The sequence below is a fragment of the Shewanella bicestrii genome (assembly GCF_002216875.1).
Classification (GTDB): Bacteria; Pseudomonadota; Gammaproteobacteria; order Enterobacterales; family Shewanellaceae; genus Shewanella; species Shewanella seohaensis.
This window is the reverse complement of record NZ_CP022358.1, coordinates 2,405,034-2,423,636: the sequence shown is the minus strand read 5'-3', so window position 1 is coordinate 2,423,636 and position 18,603 is coordinate 2,405,034. Positions and strand designations below refer to the sequence as shown.

General features: G+C 48.7%; 14 protein-coding genes and 1 pseudogene. 7 read left to right on the top strand and 8 right to left on the bottom strand.

The genetic code is table 11. From position 1 onward, the window contains the following. Positions 1–119 precede the first annotated feature (119 nt). The 6 genes from CF168_RS10640 to CF168_RS10615 all read right to left on the bottom strand — a co-directional run bounded on the left by CF168_RS10640 (position 120) and on the right by CF168_RS10615 (position 6,398). Positions 120–1,454 carry an O-antigen ligase domain-containing protein gene (locus CF168_RS10640; RefSeq protein WP_240520017.1) on the bottom strand — a complete coding sequence of 445 codons (1,335 nt, stop codon included), beginning with the start codon at positions 1,452–1,454 and terminating at the stop codon, positions 120–122. Then, complete coding sequence (locus CF168_RS10635; RefSeq protein WP_206191639.1) at positions 1,409–2,821, bottom strand: exopolysaccharide biosynthesis protein; 1,413 nt, start codon at positions 2,819–2,821, stop codon at positions 1,409–1,411. Before CF168_RS10635 ends, CF168_RS10640 begins: the two co-directional genes overlap by 46 nt. An 81-nt stretch (positions 2,822–2,902) precedes the next feature. Then, positions 2,903–4,171, bottom strand: coding sequence for a polysaccharide biosynthesis/export family protein (locus CF168_RS10630; protein ID WP_206191638.1), 1,269 nt, complete (start codon positions 4,169–4,171; stop codon positions 2,903–2,905). Positions 4,172–4,206: 35 nt separating this feature from the next. Further along, positions 4,207–4,548 carry an STAS domain-containing protein gene (locus tag CF168_RS10625; protein WP_089067812.1) on the bottom strand — a complete coding sequence of 114 codons (342 nt, stop codon included), beginning with the start codon at positions 4,546–4,548 and terminating at the stop codon, positions 4,207–4,209. Positions 4,549–4,770: 222 nt separating this feature from the next. After that, positions 4,771–5,166 carry an ATP-binding protein gene (locus tag CF168_RS10620; RefSeq protein WP_086904306.1) on the bottom strand — a complete coding sequence of 132 codons (396 nt, stop codon included), beginning with the start codon at positions 5,164–5,166 and terminating at the stop codon, positions 4,771–4,773. After that, complete coding sequence (locus tag CF168_RS10615) at positions 5,163–6,398, bottom strand: PP2C family protein-serine/threonine phosphatase (RefSeq protein WP_089067811.1); 1,236 nt, start codon at positions 6,396–6,398, stop codon at positions 5,163–5,165. Before CF168_RS10615 ends, CF168_RS10620 begins: the two co-directional genes overlap by 4 nt. Positions 6,399–6,709: 311 nt before the next feature. On the opposite strand from CF168_RS10615, the gene CF168_RS10610 reads away from it, so the two are divergent. The 3 genes from CF168_RS10610 to CF168_RS10600 are packed head-to-tail and all read left to right on the top strand — an operon-like array spanning position 6,710 to position 12,490. Continuing rightward, positions 6,710–7,612: a phosphate/phosphite/phosphonate ABC transporter substrate-binding protein gene (locus CF168_RS10610; RefSeq protein WP_089067810.1), complete on the top strand. Its 903-nt coding sequence runs from the start codon at positions 6,710–6,712 to the stop codon at positions 7,610–7,612. Between the two features lies 1 nt (position 7,613). Further along, entirely contained in the window at positions 7,614–10,973 is a 3,360-nt protein-coding gene (locus tag CF168_RS10605) for a PAS domain S-box protein (protein ID WP_089067809.1), read from the top strand. An 8-nt stretch (positions 10,974–10,981) separates the two neighbouring features. Continuing rightward, entirely contained in the window at positions 10,982–12,490 is a 1,509-nt protein-coding gene (locus tag CF168_RS10600) for a sigma-54-dependent transcriptional regulator (protein WP_089067808.1), read from the top strand. A gap of 234 nt (positions 12,491–12,724) precedes the next feature. Here CF168_RS10600 and CF168_RS10595 read toward each other — a convergent pair whose 3' ends face one another. Further along, positions 12,725–14,356, bottom strand: coding sequence for a methyl-accepting chemotaxis protein (locus CF168_RS10595; RefSeq protein ID WP_089067807.1), 1,632 nt, complete (start codon positions 14,354–14,356; stop codon positions 12,725–12,727). Between the two features lie 432 nt (positions 14,357–14,788). Between CF168_RS10595 and CF168_RS10590 the strand changes: the two genes are divergently transcribed. The 4 genes from CF168_RS10590 (at position 14,789) to CF168_RS10580 (ending at position 17,388) form a co-directional block, all read left to right on the top strand. Next, positions 14,789–15,271 carry a nuclear transport factor 2 family protein gene (locus CF168_RS10590; protein WP_206191636.1) on the top strand — a complete coding sequence of 161 codons (483 nt, stop codon included), beginning with the start codon at positions 14,789–14,791 and terminating at the stop codon, positions 15,269–15,271. An 8-nt stretch (positions 15,272–15,279) separates the two neighbouring features. Then, the gene (locus tag CF168_RS10585; protein WP_089067805.1) at positions 15,280–16,233 is read left to right on the top strand and encodes a TIGR03571 family LLM class oxidoreductase; all 954 of its coding nucleotides are present in this window, start codon (positions 15,280–15,282) and stop codon (positions 16,231–16,233) included. A 245-nt stretch (positions 16,234–16,478) separates the two neighbouring features. Further along, positions 16,479–16,667 carry a LysR family transcriptional regulator gene (locus tag CF168_RS22480; protein WP_206191634.1) on the top strand — a complete coding sequence of 63 codons (189 nt, stop codon included), beginning with the start codon at positions 16,479–16,481 and terminating at the stop codon, positions 16,665–16,667. Between the two features lie 25 nt (positions 16,668–16,692). After that, positions 16,693–17,388, top strand: a complete 696-nt coding sequence (locus tag CF168_RS10580; RefSeq protein ID WP_206191633.1) for a LysR substrate-binding domain-containing protein — start codon at positions 16,693–16,695, stop codon at positions 17,386–17,388. 43 nt (positions 17,389–17,431) lie between these two features. Here CF168_RS10580 and CF168_RS10575 read toward each other — a convergent pair. Beyond that, a pseudogene (locus tag CF168_RS10575) lies at positions 17,432–18,577 on the bottom strand (IS3 family transposase). Positions 18,578–18,603 lie beyond the last annotated feature (26 nt).

Genomic DNA, 18,603 nt, shown 5'->3' with positions numbered 1-18,603 from the left:
CGATTTTAACTAGTTTGCAATTTAGCAGAGCCTTAGGATTTGCGGCCCATTGCAAAATGCAAATCAAGATGCAACGGCCGCGAGTATTGAAAGGACAACGAAAAACTCGCGAAGGGATTTCACTGAGCACTCGGTTGAGTGGCTTCTGATGATTGTTGCGATGGTTGTTGTGATGGTTCCGGTAATAAGCTCTTATGGCGAAGACTTGCCGCTTGTCTTGCCTGATTGTGGGCAATACCGAGCACTATGAGTCCTGGCCAGAAGAGATAGGCGAGGATCTCCAGATTCTCGCCAAAGGTGTAAAGCAGTAAAATCATCAGTACCGCCATTCCTACCGCCGAGAGTCTGGATTGCATCAAACTGGGTAGCAGGCAGAGCACGCTGACAAACAAGGCCAACGCCAGTGCGAAGGCGCCAACGATCCCCTTCACGAACAAAAGGCCGTACCAAGTGTGATGCGAGCCAATCGGCATGTACTCCACCATATGGGGGCCGCGCTCAACAATGCCATGGCCCCAGACAATTGCCTCGTTTGCCCAGCGCTCGAGAGCGATTTGGCCAAGGGCCTCACGTACCCGAGTCGAGTCGGCTCTGGCGGCTTTGACGCTGTGAATACTGGCTTCAATGCTAGACAGTACCGCCTCGCCAAAAATGCCCGCCAATAAAAAACATGGACTCACCAATAAATACAACCAAGGGGATTTGGCATAGCGAATAAAGTTGAAATAACAGACGAGGGCAAGGCAGCAGAGGATGGCGAGTCTGGATTGGGAAATAAGCACCATCAAGATACTGCCAGCCAAGCCATAGAAGCGATAACGCTTGTTGGTTTCCTGCAGGGCAAACAGAAAATAAAAGTTGCCTACCATCCCAAGCGCGGGCGCCCAAGGGGTAAATAGCCGCCACCTTGGCATGCCACTGCCAGGGTCGATTTCATACAGGCTGACGGCGAAAAATTCAGGCCCAGGGCCGCCGACAATGCTTAAGGGGGAGACATATAAGGTCGTCGGCAGGTGGAGCAGCCAAGCGAGCACAAACAGCGGAAACAATATCAAGGTATGTTTGCCAACCACGCAGCAGGCGCGGTAAATCAGCTGTGGCCGAATTTGCAGACCGCCAATCAGTGGAAATACCGCCAGCAGCGCCCAGCCCTTAGCCCAACCAATGGAGGATTTAATCAGTTGGGCTATGCCTAAATGCTCTACCAGATGGCCTATGACTAATGCCAGTAGCATCAACAACATGGCAAATATCCAACTTATTATCGGTAACGAAATCCAGCATCCTTCGGCGTAAAACAATAATCTGCCGAGCATTCGCAGCACTAAGATCCAACCAATCACTGGAGCAATCAAATACATGGCACCTAAGAACCAAAAGAAGTAAGTGCCCGTAATAGCGAACCAGACTAGTCGTTCGTCAGAATTTTCTGGAGTATAGGTTTGCGTATCCATAGTATGCTCAATCCGACAATGACCATCATTGAGGCGGCAATGCCACCCACTAAGGTTAGAATCAAGCCCAGCTTGTCAGGCTTTTCGGGGCGAGTCGGTGCTGCAAACAGCTGTAATAACGGGTAAGCGGAGAATATGTCGGCCTTACCCACATCAATTTTAGCAATCGCGGAAGTAAACACTGCGGTGGCAAGTTGATGGTCGCGGTGTAAATCCTCAAGCTTAGCGGCATCGTCATTACTGTGTTTAAGCCGGTTTTCCCATTCATCAATCTGGGTGCTCAAGGACGCTAGTTCATGGGCTAAGCCTTCGTTTTCTGTGGTGATATTAATCAGTTTTTGCATCAACGCGGCGCGGCCATCGATATCATCTACGGAGAGGATCAACATCAACTTAGGATCGCAGCGCGCCAACAATTTTTGGCAGCGGCTATGCAATGCATCCAACATGGTTTTTTGCTCTGTCTTGGCGCTCAGCACTTGCGGATGTTGCTCGCCATAATGACCATTGAGCCCCACCAGTAGCGCGGTCGATTCGGTATATTTGAGTAAGAGTTGTTGGAACAGCTGATCGTTTTTCAGCTTGAGTAAGTCAGTGGATTGGGTTGCCGTCAGGGATAAATCGGCCTCCAACAGTTGCTGGCTGGCAAGGCCGCCATTGAGTTTAGCGGTAAGATTGACTTGGCTTTGGCGTAAATGCTCAATGGTAACCGCCACTTCCTTAAATTGATCCAGCGAGACCAGCCCAGTCTTAGATTGGAAGGCGACGATATTGGCCTGACTCTGATGCACTTTATCGGCAAAGCTCTCCAGTCCCATTCTGACACCGTTTTCACGGATATGGATTTCATCGATCCTCAGGTGTGAGAGTGTGCCCTGCAGGGTGCGATAGTGTGCCCATGCCTTTTGCTCGGCAAGCTCGGCGCTGTTAGCGCTGATGCTGAATTCCATCAGCCCTGTTTGGCTGGGGAGCTTTAACTTAGGCGTGCCCAGCGCTGAGGGCTTAAGGTCTAATTGCGCTGCGGCATCGCTTAATAGCTTGTCGCTTAGGGCGATGGCCTTGTAGTTTTCCCGCGGATCGATGGCAGAACTCAGATATGGAGAACTGCTCGAACTGCTGGCTTGACCTAGGCTATCCAAACTCACGACGGCGCCTGCGCCCGCACCGGGTAAAATCAACACCCATTTGCAGGTGTAACGGGTTGGAGTGATAACGATGACAAGACCTGTGATCAGCCAAATCACCGCTAATGCCGATAACACTGTCTTTAGATATAACTTACGGCGGGCGGGGGCGGGCAGGCTGCTGCCATTGACCAGCGCACGCTTTAACCACAGTAGAGGGTAGCCTTCCTGAGATGCTTTCATGATCAATGTCCCCTCGTCGAATCATCCTAGGGGTGACGTAACCTGTCACCCAAGCGCTGGTTCCGAACTACAAATTCCGTATTACAGCAAACCGAGTAAACTTGCGGGCACCAGTAAGTCGGTTAAGCTGCGCGCAATCTCACGCACATTGGTCACGCCAGAGTCATAACAGGCGATACCATCGCCGGGGAGCAACACGGGGTTCATCTGAGGCTGCCAAGACTCACGGATCAAGCTGTCCAATGAGCGCTCGACGATATCGGTTTGATCCGAGAGCGGATTGCGAGTCACCAGTAACACATGACGACTGGCATTGGTGCTTTGGGCACCGCCAACACAGTTGGCCGCAATAGCACCCGTGAGCAGACGCGTGCCGTAGGGAAAACGTGTCGCTTCGGTATCCACCGCAGATTGCGAGTTACTGCTCGCCGGTTGAGTTAAGTTTGAAATAAACACGCGGATCCCTGGCGCGGTGATCTGCGAAGGGCGCACCAGTTTATCTTCAAAACGGCGGGTACTTGGGACAAAGATTTGATCGCCAGCGCTTAAGAGGAAACGTGGCACTTGTGTGCCGCTAATCACCCCGGATAAATCCAGTAAAAAATGCTGCTGGCCGCGGATCACGCGTACCTGGCGGATCTGGGCGTCGGGTCTAACACCTCCGGATGCGCGAAGGGCGGCGGCTATGGTTCTATCACTGGCCTGATCGCCGCTATGGCTCTTATCGTCATCCTTAATTTCGGTATCGGATTTCTGATTGATAAAGTGCTGCCCAGGTTCAAACACTGAACCTAATACTGTCACTTCAATCGGAGCCCAGGCGATGGGGCTGATATTGACGCGCACACTGCTGGCCTGCATCAATTGCTCGCTCACTAAGGTTTGGCTTATGCGCTGTTTGAGGGCGGCGATTGTTAAACCTTGGGCATTGATGGGCGGTAAGTAGGGCAGATAGATTTGACCGTTGGCATCAATCTCGACATCGGCACTGAAATCCTCGCCATGTAGAACTCCTACCCGCAATTTATCACCCACTGAGAGCTGCACATCGAGGGCGGCTGTATCGCTGAATGTGGCACTAACGTTTTGAACTGCTGTTGGATTAAGACTGATGTTCTCCGTTTGCGCGGTTAACAACTGTTGATCCGCCTGACGCAGATAGGAGGTTTGCGGCCCAAAGTAGTGACAATATTCTCCGGCCTGTTGCTGACAGAGTTGATCCTGAGTGGTGCGCTGGGGAGTGACGCAGGCCGTTAACATGCAAATAGAGGCGCCTAGGGTTACTAGGGTCAAGGAAAAACGGCGTTTGCATTCAATCTTGCCTACATGGCGGTGTGATAAGGTTTCCATGATGTCACTCCCTCTTAGCTGATGCTCACGCTGAACTAGTGGCAACTAAAGTGCGCGATTGCCGCGTCTTGATCTTCATAAATACTGAATATCTGATGTAAGCGCGTTAGTTCAATTAGAGCACGCACATGGGCCGAGGGTGATAACAGCAGAATTTCACCATCTTGCTGCTGCGCCCGCTTAAGGGCGGAGATCAGCACCGACAATCCGCTAGAGTCGATATATTTCACTTGTTCAAGATTGATGATTAAGCGGTTGGTATTCTGCTCCATATGGCGCAATAGCGCGGCCCTATGGGTAGGTGTGTTGGCCATCATCATCTCGGTTGGAAATATCACTAGGCTCGCGTTGTATTTTTCAAGTGGGAAGAATTTCATGATAATCACCTCTGCCTGCCAGTTAGTATTGAAACCGCATCTTCAGATAGCATTTATCAGGCCAAGATTTTTATTGATTAAAATCATGTGGTTATTTTGCTTGTTAACTGGGCGCTATAGTCAGATTTGAAAATGCATTGCAATTTGCAATGGGGATTGTGTAACGCGAAAACCAAACCTAGCGGTTGGTAAGCCTACCGCTAGGTTTGATATCGAGTGGGTTTAATGATGACGCAGTAAGGTTAATCTTAAGTGTGAGCCAAGCACTGTGGTTTGAAAACGCACCGCATCCATCCAGTTGTACATGATCCACAGGCCACGGCCATGCTCGCTCAGTTGGTTTGGACACTCCTCGAAGGCAACCTTTGGCACTGTGGGGGAATGATCGAGTAAATCGACGACGATACGGTCGTGGTTACAATGCACGATCAACACAATAGGCTCATGGGTGTCCTGAGTATGGCTAATCACATTACTTACCGCTTCGAGTACGCAGGTAATCACTTTAAAACGTTGGCGTTCATGCACATTTTGCATCAGCATAAACTGCTCTAACTCGTCACAGAAGGGATGTTGACGCCACTGTTCATGGGTGAGATTAAACTGCAAGCTGTTCATAGGGCCTCCAGAGCCGTATTGGCATAGTTGGCAGATGGGTAAGTAATTAACATCATGGAAATATCATCTTGGGTTGTGCCGCTTTGCCACAGCTTTAAGGCGTGGCTTAAATGGCGCAGCAAGTCTTGGTCGTTTAGGCTGTAGGCATTACGGCACAGGGCTTGTAACCGTTCTAAACCAAAAAAACCAAATTTAGGGTGTTGGCACTCGTAGGCACCATCGGAAAACAGCAAGAGTCGAGCCCCAGGTGCAAGCCTTATGAGTTGATCTTGATACTGCACGGCGGCGTGGATCCCAAGGGGCAATTCGGTATCAAGAGGCAAAGGCGCGCAGTCAGTTTCACTCAGTAGTAACGGCGCAGGATGGCCGGCGCTGCACAGGCGCAGCTCGCCAGTTTGGGTATGGATCTTTCCAAGTAGTAGGGTCACAAAACGGCCAGTATTATCAGGATCGCTCAACTCACGATTGAGCTGATTGACTATCTCCTGTGGCGACAAGCCACGCCAATCGGTTCGCTCTAGCGACAAACGTTGGGCAAGGCTGACACTCTGCAGCGCGGCTGCAACGCCATGGCCGGCGGCATCGATCAGGAAAAAACCAAGTTCACCATCACCCAAATCAAAACACTGATATAAATCCCCGGCAAGGTAATGGGCGGGTTGAAACTCATGGTGTAACTGCCAGCCCCTTGGCAAGGTTTTACTGCGGGGCAACAATTCCCGCTGCACTTTTGCGGCAGAAACTAAATCTTGTTTTAGGGTACTGAGCAAGGCGGATTCCTTAGCTAGCCCTTGCTGTAACAGTTGATTGTTGCGGCTCAGATGCTGTTGCAGCTGCACGATACGCATCGCGGCTAACATTCTGACCTTAAGCAGCTCTGGGTGAAACGGTTTACAGATAAAATCATCGGCGCCGGCTTCAATACCCAGCACTATGTCTGCGGTCTGATTATTAGAAGTTAACAGGATCACAAAGGGCGGTAACTGATGATTTTTAACGATTTGGCACAGCTCAATACCATTCATCTTGGGCATGCGCCAATCGCTGACAATAATATGTACCTCGTTGTGCGCGAGATAATCCACCGCCTCCTGACCATTGCTTAGGCTCTGAACTAACCAACCAAATTGCCTCAATAGCTGTGTGATATAAAGGCGCTCACTGTCCGTATCTTCCACGACCAGCACAGACAAGGTAACGGTTTGCATCGATGACAACGAAGAGAGCGGCATAGTCTGGCTCCGATAATGGCGAATATTCTTCGAAAGCAAGAGCTATGCCCATTTAAAAAAAGCCTGCTAATTGAGGTTGATACTGTCTACATGCGCTGGAAAGACCAAGCTAAAGACTGATTTTTTGTAGTTTGTTGCAAAATGCAAATCCGTCATCCATAGTGAGTTTATCTTTTGTGCAATGTTCTCCAAGGTGATTGTTTTTATTGGTGGTATTTTTTGTGGCATAGGGGTTGCTGATATCACCTCAGGGCGCGCTAGGTTGAGGCACCCTGTGTAGCCTGCATATCATTAACAAAAGGACATTTAGCATGGATAAGTTTTCGACATTAAGCACCCAGTCGACACCGAATAAGGCGAGTCATTGGCAATTTATCTGTTTGATAATTCTTATGATAAGTTTAATTTCACCGGTTAATGCCCAAGCTCCTCTCGTCGCAAAAAACACAAAACCCATATTGACCTTTGGCATAGTTCCTCAGCAATCGGCTATTCAACTGGCTAAGCTATGGCCGCCAATCTTGGCGGCCTTGTCCGAAAATGCAAATTATCAATTGCAATTTGCAACGGCGCCCGATATTCCCACCTTTGAGCAACGCCTGAAAGACGGGCAATACGATATTGCCTATATGAATCCCTATCATTATGTGGTGTTCCATGAAGTACCTGGCTACCAAGCGCTTGCGCGGGAAAAGGACAAAAAACTGAAAGGATTGCTCGTTGTCCGTAAGGATTCGCCGATAAAGTCCTTAACCGAGCTTGCGGGCAAAACCTTAGCTTTTCCCGCACCTGCCGCATTCGCGGCCAGCGTATTACCGAGAGCGCATTTAAAGCAGGGTAATATCGATGTGCAGGTGAAATATGTTGGCTCCCATGACTCGGTTTACTTAGCAGTACTTCAAGGACTCGTTGATGCCGGTGGCGGGGTGCAGCGCACCTTTAACAATTTGACCGATGCACAAAAACAGCAGCTAAATGTGCTTTGGCAGTCGCCAACCTACACGCCCCACGCCATTGCAACCCATCCGAGAGTGACAAAGGCGCAGCGTCAGCAGTTACTCGAACAATTAATGGCGCTATCCACGACGCCACAGGGGCAAGCCTTACTACAATCCGTCGACTTTTCATCCTTTGTGGCGGCAGAAGACAAGGATTGGGATGATGTTCGTGAATTAAAACTGGGGACATTAACCAAGCCGCTCGAGGAGAAATAGTGTGTCCTTTAGACTGAAAACCATTTTAGGGATCGCCTTAATCGAAGGCTTACTCTTGTTTTTGTTGGTGTATACCAGCATTAACTACCTTAAATTGTCCAATCAGTCGCAAATTGAAAAACGGGCCGAGACCACCTTAACCTTGTTTTCGGTCGCCGCGCAGGATGCGGTGATCAGCAACGATCTCGCAACGCTGCAGTCATTGATCCAAGAGCTGCTGAGCCACAAGGAAGTGCTGTACGTCACTGTGTCAGATCAGAACCGTATTTTGGCCTATGGCGGCGCCGATAAATACATTCAAGTCTCCCATCAGGCGGATAAACACTTAGATCAAGTTGATGATGGGATCTTCGATCTGGTGCAATCCATTGAAGTCAACGGCTATCATTTTGGCTCAGTCAGTATGGGCTTTGAGACACAAAGCCTTGAGAACCTCGTTCATACAGTGACACAGCAGATCCTCTCGATAGCAGGGGTAGAAATGTTGCTGGTGGCCTTGTTTTCACTGTTGTTGGGGCATTATCTCACCCGTAATTTAACCCAGCTGACCAGCGCCTCGAAACGTATTTTAGCGGGGGAATTGGGGGTGCGTGTCCCCGTGAAGGGCAAAGATGAAATCGCCCAGATGACTCGCGCTTTCAACAACATGGTGGATAAGGTCGATGCGCGTACTAAGGCGTTGGAAGCGGCGAATATCCGTCTTAACACTATTCTAGAGTCAGCAGTCGATGGCTTTGTGATCATCAATGAATTTGGCATCATCACCGACATCAACCCCGCCGTCAGTCGACTCTTTGGTTATGCTCACAATGAATTGATTGGCCAGAATGTGTCGATTTTCATGCCGTTCGACCAAAGACCACTGCACGATGGTTACATTCAGCAGTACTTCACAACCCATGTTGCCAAAATCATCGGCACCAGCCGCGAGTTAACGGCGCAACGTAAGGATGGGCAGTTATTTCCCATTGCTTTATCCGTGTCGCAGATGAGCATCGACAATCGGGCAATGTTTATCGGTTTGGTCAAAGACTTATCCGAAGCAAAACGCAAAGAAATTGCCGCGGCGAAAACTGAGTCCGTGCTGCTTGCCACCTTAGCGGCGAGCCAAGATTGTTTGATCACTATCGATATGTCGGGGAAAGTCATTGAGTTTAACCTCGCGGCCACACGGCTCTTTGGTTACAGCCGCGAAGAGGCGGTTGGGGCATTGTTAGAAGACTTAATCATTCCTGATGAGCACCACCATGGGCACCGACAAGGGATGGTCCATTATAAACAAACGGGTGAAGGGCAGATCCTCAATAAACGGGTTGAATTGCAGGCCCGTTGCAAGGCGGGTCATCAAATTCCCATTGAGCTTGAGGTGGTGCCTATTCAGCTTGGTGATGAAGTGCTGTTTACGGCATTTTTACGGGATATTTCCGAGCGCAAAGCCAACGAACTCAAGTTGCAATTTGCTAAGGAACAAGCCGAGCAGGGCAGCCGAGTGAAATCGCGCTTCTTAGCGACCATGAGCCATGAGATCCGCTCGCCACTGAATGCGATCTTAGGCGGGGTGGAATTATTACTCGATTCATCCCTCAGTAAGGATCAACGCATTCACGCCAATATCGCACGGGAAGCGGGCAGTGCGTTACTGCATACCATTAACGATATTTTGGATTTCTCTAAGATTGAAGCCGGGCAAATGGTGCTCGAGTCCCACGAATTTGAACCGGACAAACTGGTCGCCCAGGTGCTGCAAATTCTGGAACCTAAGGCCTTTGAGAAAGGATTACAGCTGGTGAGCTTTGTAAATCGCAATGTGCCCCGCACTGTGGTTGGCGATCAGCAGCGCTTACGCCAAGTGCTGCATAACTTAGTGGATAATGCGATTAAGTTCACCTCATCTGGCACCATTACCGTCGAAATGTGGCTGCCGGATAATCATCAAACAGAGGTGCAACTCTATTGCCGTGTTACCGATCCCGGTATTGGGATTGCGGCGGAGGCCCAAAGCAAATTATTCCAAGAATTCAGCCAAGTCCATGATACCCACAACACCAACTACAAGGGCACTGGCCTAGGTTTAGCCATCTGTAGCGAGCTTATCACTATGATGGACGGCAGTATCGAATTACACAGCGAACTCGGTAAGGGCAGTTGCTTTACCTTTTATGTGTCTTTGCAGCTGCTCGATAGCAACTTCTGCCATAGCTATTACTTCCCCGCGCACTCGCGGGTACTGCTTGCCCATCAAGACGCGACCTGGCTCAGGCTCGTATCGAAACAATATTCGCAATATGGCGTTGAAACGGTCGAGGTGCAGGATTGGCCATCGATTAAACGCGCCAAGCAATTTAAGGGGCCATTCAATCTTATCCTGCTCGATGAAACCTTTTTCTTCGAGGTGGATGAAAAAGATGTCCACCAATTACGAAAAGCGCATTTAGCGTCCGATGGCTCCATGGTGGCTTTGGTCTCTGGCATGAGCACTGAGATAGGCCAAACCTTGGCGACCTTAGGTCTAGATCAAGTGATCAATAAGCCATTAAGCCGCGCAATGCAGTTGGCACTCTTGAGTAAGGATGCGCTGGCAAACGAATTTGAAGAGGAATACGTGGCTCAGGAGAAATTCCAAGGCCATATTTTGCTGGCGGAGGATAGTCCCGCTAACCAAATTATTGCTGGGACTATGCTCACCAAGGCAGGCTTTGATGTCACTTACGCCTGTAATGGTGTCGAGGCGGTTAACTTAGTCGATAACAAGCCATTCGATCTCGTCTTGATGGACGTGCGTATGCCCGAGATGGATGGGCTTGAGGCCACACAAATTATTTTGCAGCAGCATCCAGAGCAAGTGATCCTCGCCATGTCCGCCAATGTGATGAAAGAAGAAATAGAGCATTGTTATCAAGTTGGAATGAAGGACTTTATCGCCAAACCGGTCAAACAAAAGACCTTGTTGCAGGTGATTCAAAAATGGTTGCCCAATGCGATTGTCAGTATACAAAGCCCGGTAAAACCCGCTGAAAATACTGCCAGTTTACTCGATGAGCCGCTGCTTGCAGAGCTTGAGCAAACCCTAGGTAAGGCGAGTCTATCGAATATGATGAGTATCTTTTGCGATGAGCTAGCGCAGCGGCTCGAGAACTTAAGCACTCTCGCGGCCTGTCAAGTGGACGAGATAGAAGATCAAGCCCACACTCTAAAAAGCAGCTCGGGCAGCTTTGGGGCGGCGGCATTATTTGTACTTGCCCGAAAATTAGAAACCTGCGCCCGTGAGCAGCAACTGGGCGCCATCCCAGAGCTGATGGCACAAATTGATGCCCTTGGTAAGCAGACACACAGCGTATTAACGGAACGTTTTATTCAATAGGGATAGCTATGAATTATTCTGCATTATTGGTCGAAGATAGCTTGTCACTCAGCGCGCTGTACACTGAGTATCTGCGTGCCGAGGACATAAAAGTGACCCATGCCCATTGTGGCGCCGACGCCTTAAGCGAATTGTCCAACTGGCAGCCTGACCTGCTGATCCTCGATATCAAGCTGCCGGATATGTCGGGGCTGGATATCCTTAAGCAAGTTCAGCAGCGCTATCCCCATATCAGCACAATTATGATCACCGCCCACGGCAGTATCGATATTGCCATCGATGCCATGCGTTCAGGGGCATTCGATTTTTTAGTCAAACCCTTTGATAGTAAAAGGCTCTCTATTACCGTTCGCAATGCGCTCAAGCAAAAGCAACTCTTAGAGCTCGTCACTCAATATGAAAACAGCTTACCGAAAGGCCATTACCAAGGGTTTATCGGTGATTCGCTGGCAATGCAGAGCGTGTACAAAACCATAGATTGTGTCGCTAACAGTAAGGCGTCGGTATTTATTATGGGGGAGAGCGGAACGGGTAAAGAGGTGTGTGCTCAGGCCATTCACCAAGTGGGTAACCGCGCCGACAAGCCTTTTATCGCCTTAAACTGCGCCTCTATTCCTAAGGATCTGATTGAAAGCGAAATTTTTGGCCACTGTAAGGGCGCATTTACCGGCGCCCACAGCAACCGAGATGGCGCAGCGACGCGTGCCGACGGTGGTACCTTGTTCCTCGACGAAATCTGCGAAATGGATTTAGAACTCCAGAGTAAGCTGCTGCGGTTTATTCAAACGGGGACTTTCCAGCGGGTAGGCGGCTCCAAGGAAGAGCATGTGGATATTCGTTTTATCAGCGCGACCAATCGCGAGCCATGGGAAGAAGTCAAACTTGGGCATTTCCGTGAGGATTTGTTCTACCGCCTGCATGTCATCCCCATTGAGCTCCCCCCTTTGCGCGCGAGGGGCAGCGATGTGCTATTGCTGGCCAAGCAATTATTAAAAACCTACAGCAAGGAAGAAGGTAAGCAGTTTGTCGACTTTAACCCTCAAGCCGCGAGTATGCTGCAAGCCTATGATTGGCCGGGTAATGTGAGGCAACTTCAGAACGTGATTCGCCAAATTGTGGTGCTCAATGACGCAAGTCATGTCGAGCCCAGCATGTTCCCCGCACCGCTGAAGCAGGCCTCGCAACTGAGGAGTAATCAACAAGTTCATACCAATATGCTTTCACAAAACAGTGCTAAGACTGAAACCCATACGCAGCCTAACAATCCACAGAACATAGATAACGCTATTCCACGGATAAGCAGCGACTTAGTGCCAGAGCCTACGCCAGAGGCGCATCCACACATCCAAGAGATGCGGATCCAACCACTGTGGTTAACCGAAAAGCAAACGATAGAAGGGGCGATTGCCCTGTGTGATGGTAATGTTCCTAAAGCGGCAGCACTACTAGATATCAGCCCATCGACCATTTATCGCAAACGGATGACATGGGAAGAACAAGAGGAACGTTCAACTTAATAAATCGCTGCATTTGAGCCGCAGACACTTGCGTTAACACAGCGCTTCAACAGCGAGCTTCCATATTGAACGTTAAAGTATCTGCGATTAGATATTTATCCTCTTTTGTTGCGCAGCCTAGGCTCCACTAATCTAGACTCCACTAACCTAGGCTGCGCTTAATCTCAAGCGTGCTAACGCTGAGTGGTTCGGTGTAACTCGCAATCGACCCACATTCTTAAACCTCTTCCCTAATCAATGGCGACGCTTGGTCTTGAAGAAGGCGAGTAATTGTTTTTGCTTACCCGCTTCTGATAACACATCGTGGCAAGCCTTACTGGCACTGCCGACGCCCACCACGTTTTGATCGACCATTTCTACCGTAGAAGAGATATTTCTGGAAATATCCTCTGTCACACTCGATTGTTCGCTCGAGGCCGTAGCGACCACTGTATTGACGTTAGAAATCGCATTGACTGAGGCCGAAATCCCCTGAAATGCTCTACGCACTTTTTCCGATACCATTTGAGACTCATCCAACAAACTGGTATTGGCCTTCATATAATGGTCGGCCTTTTCCGCCTGAGACTGTAATTTTGAAATAATTTCTTGGATATCAATGGTGGATTGCTGGGTTTTAGCCGCAAGAGAGCGAACCTCATCGGCGACAACGGCAAAACCGCGACCCGCTTCACCAGCCCTTGCCGCTTCAATTGCCGCATTGAGTGCCAGTAGGTTGGTTTGTTCGGAAATACTGGTAATCACATCGATAACCGAGCCAATTTCGATGGAATAGTCTTTCAACTGATTCACAATCGAGCCAGAATCTCGGATCGCCGCCCCGATTTTTACTGAAATATTATCAGACTCGCCGAGCGATTTATTGCCCTCAGAGACATTCGCCATCGCTTCGCCGGCACTGGTTTCGGCCTCGGTCGCATTTTTACTCACTTCTAGCGCGGTACTGGACATTTCATTGAGCGCCGTCGCAATTTGCTCGACCTGAACCAACATGTGCTGGGAATTATGTTCTACCTGATTCATGGTGGAGGCGAGGATTTCGGCCGAAGTGGCGGTATTGTCGGCGACGGTAATCAATTGCTCTGTCATCTCAGAAATTTTATCGGCTGTCTCATTACACCCCTGAGCCAAGAGGCCTAATTCATTGCTACCTGTATCCTGAATTCGGTCGGTAAGATCGCCATTAGCCAGTTTGGCAATAAAGCTCTGCACAGTTTTAATGGAGGTAATAATAAATTTTGAGATGAAGATGGAGGTGGCTAACACTAATAGCGACACTATGACTAAGATGGATACCATTATCGTTATCGACTCATCGTAAATCACATCGCCATAGCTGCTTGCATCCTGCGCGCCTTTGTAATTCAGATCCGATAACTTCAGCAATAAATCCGAATATTCGTTATACGCAGTGAGTGATTCAGTCAGCAGCAATTGCTTAGCATCTTCGTTTTTATTTGCCCGTGACAGTACCAGTAGCTTCTGATGAACGACAAGATATTCCTTATATAAGCGCTGAAAATCATTGAAGATATTTCGTTCTTCATTGCCGCTGATCAGTTGCTCGTAGGTGCGGATAGATTCATCGATTTGCGCTTTGGTTTTATCCAGCTCTCTTTCGGTTTCTTGCATCTGATCACTATCCAACGAAAGAATATGTCGGGATTCTAATACCCTAAGATCTGCGGTTTGACCGTTGAGTCGCTCAATGACCCGCACTGAGGGCAACCAGTCGTTGGATATGACGGTGGACTGATCATTGATGACTTGCATTTTGCTAATTGCCATCATGGTTAACCCTAGAATCGCAATAATAGGAATCGCAAACGCGCCAAGTAATAGGTGACTTATCTTTAGATTACGCATGTAAACCCCAGCAATGATGATTATGCTCAAATGTGTTTATCCGGCGCCTGATACAGGCTTATTCCCTCCATAAATATATAAGCCAGACATTCAACTTTCGCTATGCCAACGGATAATTAATCGCTGAATTAACAGTAGTTATTTGCTGGGTTTTAACGGAGGTAACTTTGGCTATTACATGATTTAAAGTAACAGCGATAAATGTGGGGCAGTGCCAAAGCACACTAGCGCTTTAAGTAGCAGAAAAAATTGGTGCTCACCTAACTGTGTGCCTTCTTACGCAAGTTGATTGTAGAGTTTTTTTCGCAAATGAAACGAATTGCAGAGTGATTATCTCGCTTAAATAAAGCAATAAACTATGCCCATCAGTTGAGTCACCCGTCTGTGGTCCGTAATCACACGCCACAGACGCATGAGCTAATGGGAGTAATTATGTCAAATCATATCGATAGTCAGCGTATTCAGGCGTTATTAGATCGAGAAGAGATCCGTGCGCTGCGCCAGCACTATAGTAACCTGCTCGATGGTAACAATGCCGAGCGTATGGGCGAAGTCTTTACCGAAGATGCTGAAGTGGTGGTTACCGTTGGCTCAATGCAGGGTTTGCCTGCAATCAAACATAGCCTTGCCGAGGCCTACCAAGAGTTTGATAGTCAGCAACGCGGCCACTTTCCATTTGTGCATGCGATAACCAATCACATGATCACGCTGACAGGCAACAACTCAGCTACGGGTAGTTGCTACTTACTCGATTTTGTTACAGATCGGCCAAGCGCCCAGCATCCATTCTTGCTGGTAGGGCGTTATCTTGATGAATATCAGCGTGTAAATGGTGAGTGGCGTATTGCTAAAACGATATTAGATGTCATTTGGCCGCACGCAGAAAGCGATGTAAAAACCAATAAAGACCGATAGGAGGCGGCATGTACGCTAAATTAGATGAAGCGCCTCGCAGTTTTACCCGGGTATTTTCGCCACAGCGACTAACCATAGGTTTATTAACGCCACTTGAGGCGTATCCTGACTCACCCTTTCCAACATTGGTAGAACATCAGCGTTTGGCACAACTGGCTGAAGAGGCGGGCATCGCCAGTATTTGGCTAAGAGACGTACCGTTTTACGACCCCAACTTTGGTGATGCCGCGCAAATGCTCGATCCCATGGTATATGCAGGATTTCTAGCGGCAGTGACCAAAGAGATTACCCTAGGTACCGCTGGTATTGTCCTTCCACTGCGTGAACCTATAGCGGTCGCAAAACAAGCCGCTTCACTAGATTTGCTTAGCCATCAGCGGTTTGTACTCGGTCTATCAACGGGGGATCGCCCGGTAGAATATCCCGCCTTTGGTGTTGACTATGATGCCCGTGGCGAGCTGTATCGTGAAGCCGTTGAATATATTCGTTATCTGCAGCAGCAATCCTTTCCTCGAGTACAAACGACCCATTATGGCCAACTGAGTGGCAAGCTCGATTTATATCCTAAAATGACTCAGCAGCTGCCGATAATGGCAGTAGGGCGCTCAAGGCAGCCCATTGAATGGTTAGCCAAAAATGTGGATGCCTGGCTCTGGTCGGTCGATGATGATAACGCCATTACAGATATTATTGCGTCGCTGCAACAGGCTGCGGGTGAGCTGCCTGCGCCCGCTTATGGTTACTCGACCTTTTTTGATTTGGACAAGAATCCAAATGCACCATATCAGCGTTTTTATAATGTGGTGCGTATTGGCCGTAACGCACTCATCGAGAGGTTACAACGTCATCAAGCCTTGGGCGTTCAACATGTGGCTATTAACCTAAAACCCTCATCGCGCCCAGCCGCTGAAGTGATTGATGAGCTTGGGAGCTATGTCATTCCAGTGCTGGAAACGCGTTAAGGAAAGAGGGTAGGTCTGGTGGCAATGGGTTTGTGAAGTCTCATGCCTACATGATTTTGCATAACATCATAGACGGTCGCGCCCATGCTCTTAAGTTGACTTAGTGACGGTTCCACCTAGTTAAGTTACTCAATATGAATAAGAATGTAATCTTAGGTCAGCGAGGAAACTCACTCTACAATAAACGCTAGCCACTCAGGTAAACTCAGAATGACCAAACTGATGACACAGCAATAAGGCTTCTCATGGGAAAAAATGACCATATGGGCGGTATCAATGCGTTTGTGATGACAGCGCAACATGGCAGTTTTACCGCTGCAGCTGAACGCTTGGGACTGACAAAATCCACTGTAGGTAAAAGTGTGGCGCGCTTGGAAGAACGGCTAGGTAAGCTTGTTTCAACGTTCGACGCGGCGGTTAAGTTTGACTCCTGATGGGGAACGTTATCTTGAAAGCTGCTTGAATGCATTGGAAATTCTTGAACAAGCCGAAGCTGAACTCACCTCTCACATTAGCCGTCCTTCTGGCCGATTACGTATTGATTTACCCGCTGCGTATGGCCGCAAGCGTATCTTGCCTTTGCTATTGGATATGACGCAGCAGTTCCCTGAGTTGAGTTTAACCGTGACATTCAGCGAGCGCTTTGTCGATCTGATTGAAGAGGGGATCGATCTCGTGGTGCGTATCGGCGAGTTGGCTGACAGTTGCGGCTTAATTGCGCGGAGATTAACCTCACAAAAGTTAGTGATCTGCGCGGCGCCCAATTATCTAAAGCGCGTTGGTGCACCGCAAAAACCTGAAGATTTACAACAGCATCAATGTATTGTTGGCTTTCGCTGTGGGCAACCCATCTCTTGGCTACTGAAGCAACCTACTGGCGAAGTGACTCTATACACGCCGCCACCGACCCATGAATTATCCGATGGCGACGCTATGCTATCGGCAGTGCTTGCTGGCTGTGGTTTATCGCAATTACCCTTGTGGTTGGTGGGAGAAGAACTGCGCCAAGGAAATCTTTGTGAGGTGCTCGAGGGACATTCTGGTGGAGAAATGCCAATCCATGCTCTATGGCCTAAAAATCGCCAAATGCTGCCCAAGATACGGCATGTTGTCGATATGCTGATCGATGCAAGTCAACGTGGGGTGCTTGATTAACCTTGAACGCTAGTCGCTTAATACCAGTCATTTTGAATCGCCACTACTTCACTAGACGACTTTTAGCCTCATTAAAATACTGAAGTTCATACTCTAACGGTGATAGCCCATCATTGGAACTATGTTGTCGTTTCGGGTTGTAAAACATCTCAATATAATTAAACACATCCATCTTTGCGTCGTCCCTTGTCGCATATATTTTTCGCTTGATCCGTTCACGTTTCAGCAGTTGAAAAAAACTCTCGGCTACTGCGTTATCATGGCAATTGCCTCGACGGCTCATGCTACCTTCCAAACTATGAGCACTCAGAAATTCATTCCAATCATGGCTCGTGTATTGGCTTCCCTGATCTGAGTGAACCAAGACTTTTCCATCAGGTTTACGACGCCAAACAGCCATCAATAAGGCATCTAACGCAAGTTCTTTGGTGATTTGACCAACCAATAATTCGACGTGAGAACAAGTCCATTACAGCGCCAAGATAGAGCCAACCTTCATGTGTTTTAATGTACGTAATATCCGTCACCCACGCTTTGTTCGGCGCTAAAGGATTGAATTGCCGTTCTAAACGATTTGGCGTAACAACGTGTTGCTCACCACTAGGAGCTCTCGGTTTGCGATAGCCAACTTGCGCTCGCAGTCCTGCTCGCTGCATTAGGCGATGCACACGATTAATACCGCATTGCTCACCAAGTTCACGAAGATCTCGATGGAGTTTGCGGTATCCATAGACGCCACCAGACTCAAGCCAACACTGTTTGAGCTGACCAGTCAGCCGGTCATTATCGCGTTGCCGCTTCGACTTGGCGCAACTTCTCCACGCGTAATACCCGCTCGGATGGACATCAAACAGCTGACACAGTTGTCGCACTGAGTGGCTGTGATGATGCTCTAGGATAAAGGCGTATCTTACTCGGGGTGGCTTGCGAAGTACGCCGCGGCTTTTTTTAACAGGTCACGTTCTTCCGTAACGCGCTTGAGCTCTTTTTGGAGTCGTCGAATTTCGGCGGACTCAGCAGACTGCTGAAGGTGTTCCTCAGAATCTGGACCATAGCGCTTAATCCAAGCGTAAAGACTGTGTGTGGTAGTACCTAAACGCTGAGCAACGTCAGCAACAGAATGGCCGGCAACAGTGACTTGTTTAACCGCTTCGATTTTGAATTGTTCGGGGTAACGTTTATGGCTCATGAACACCTCTTTTTAGCTAGTTTATC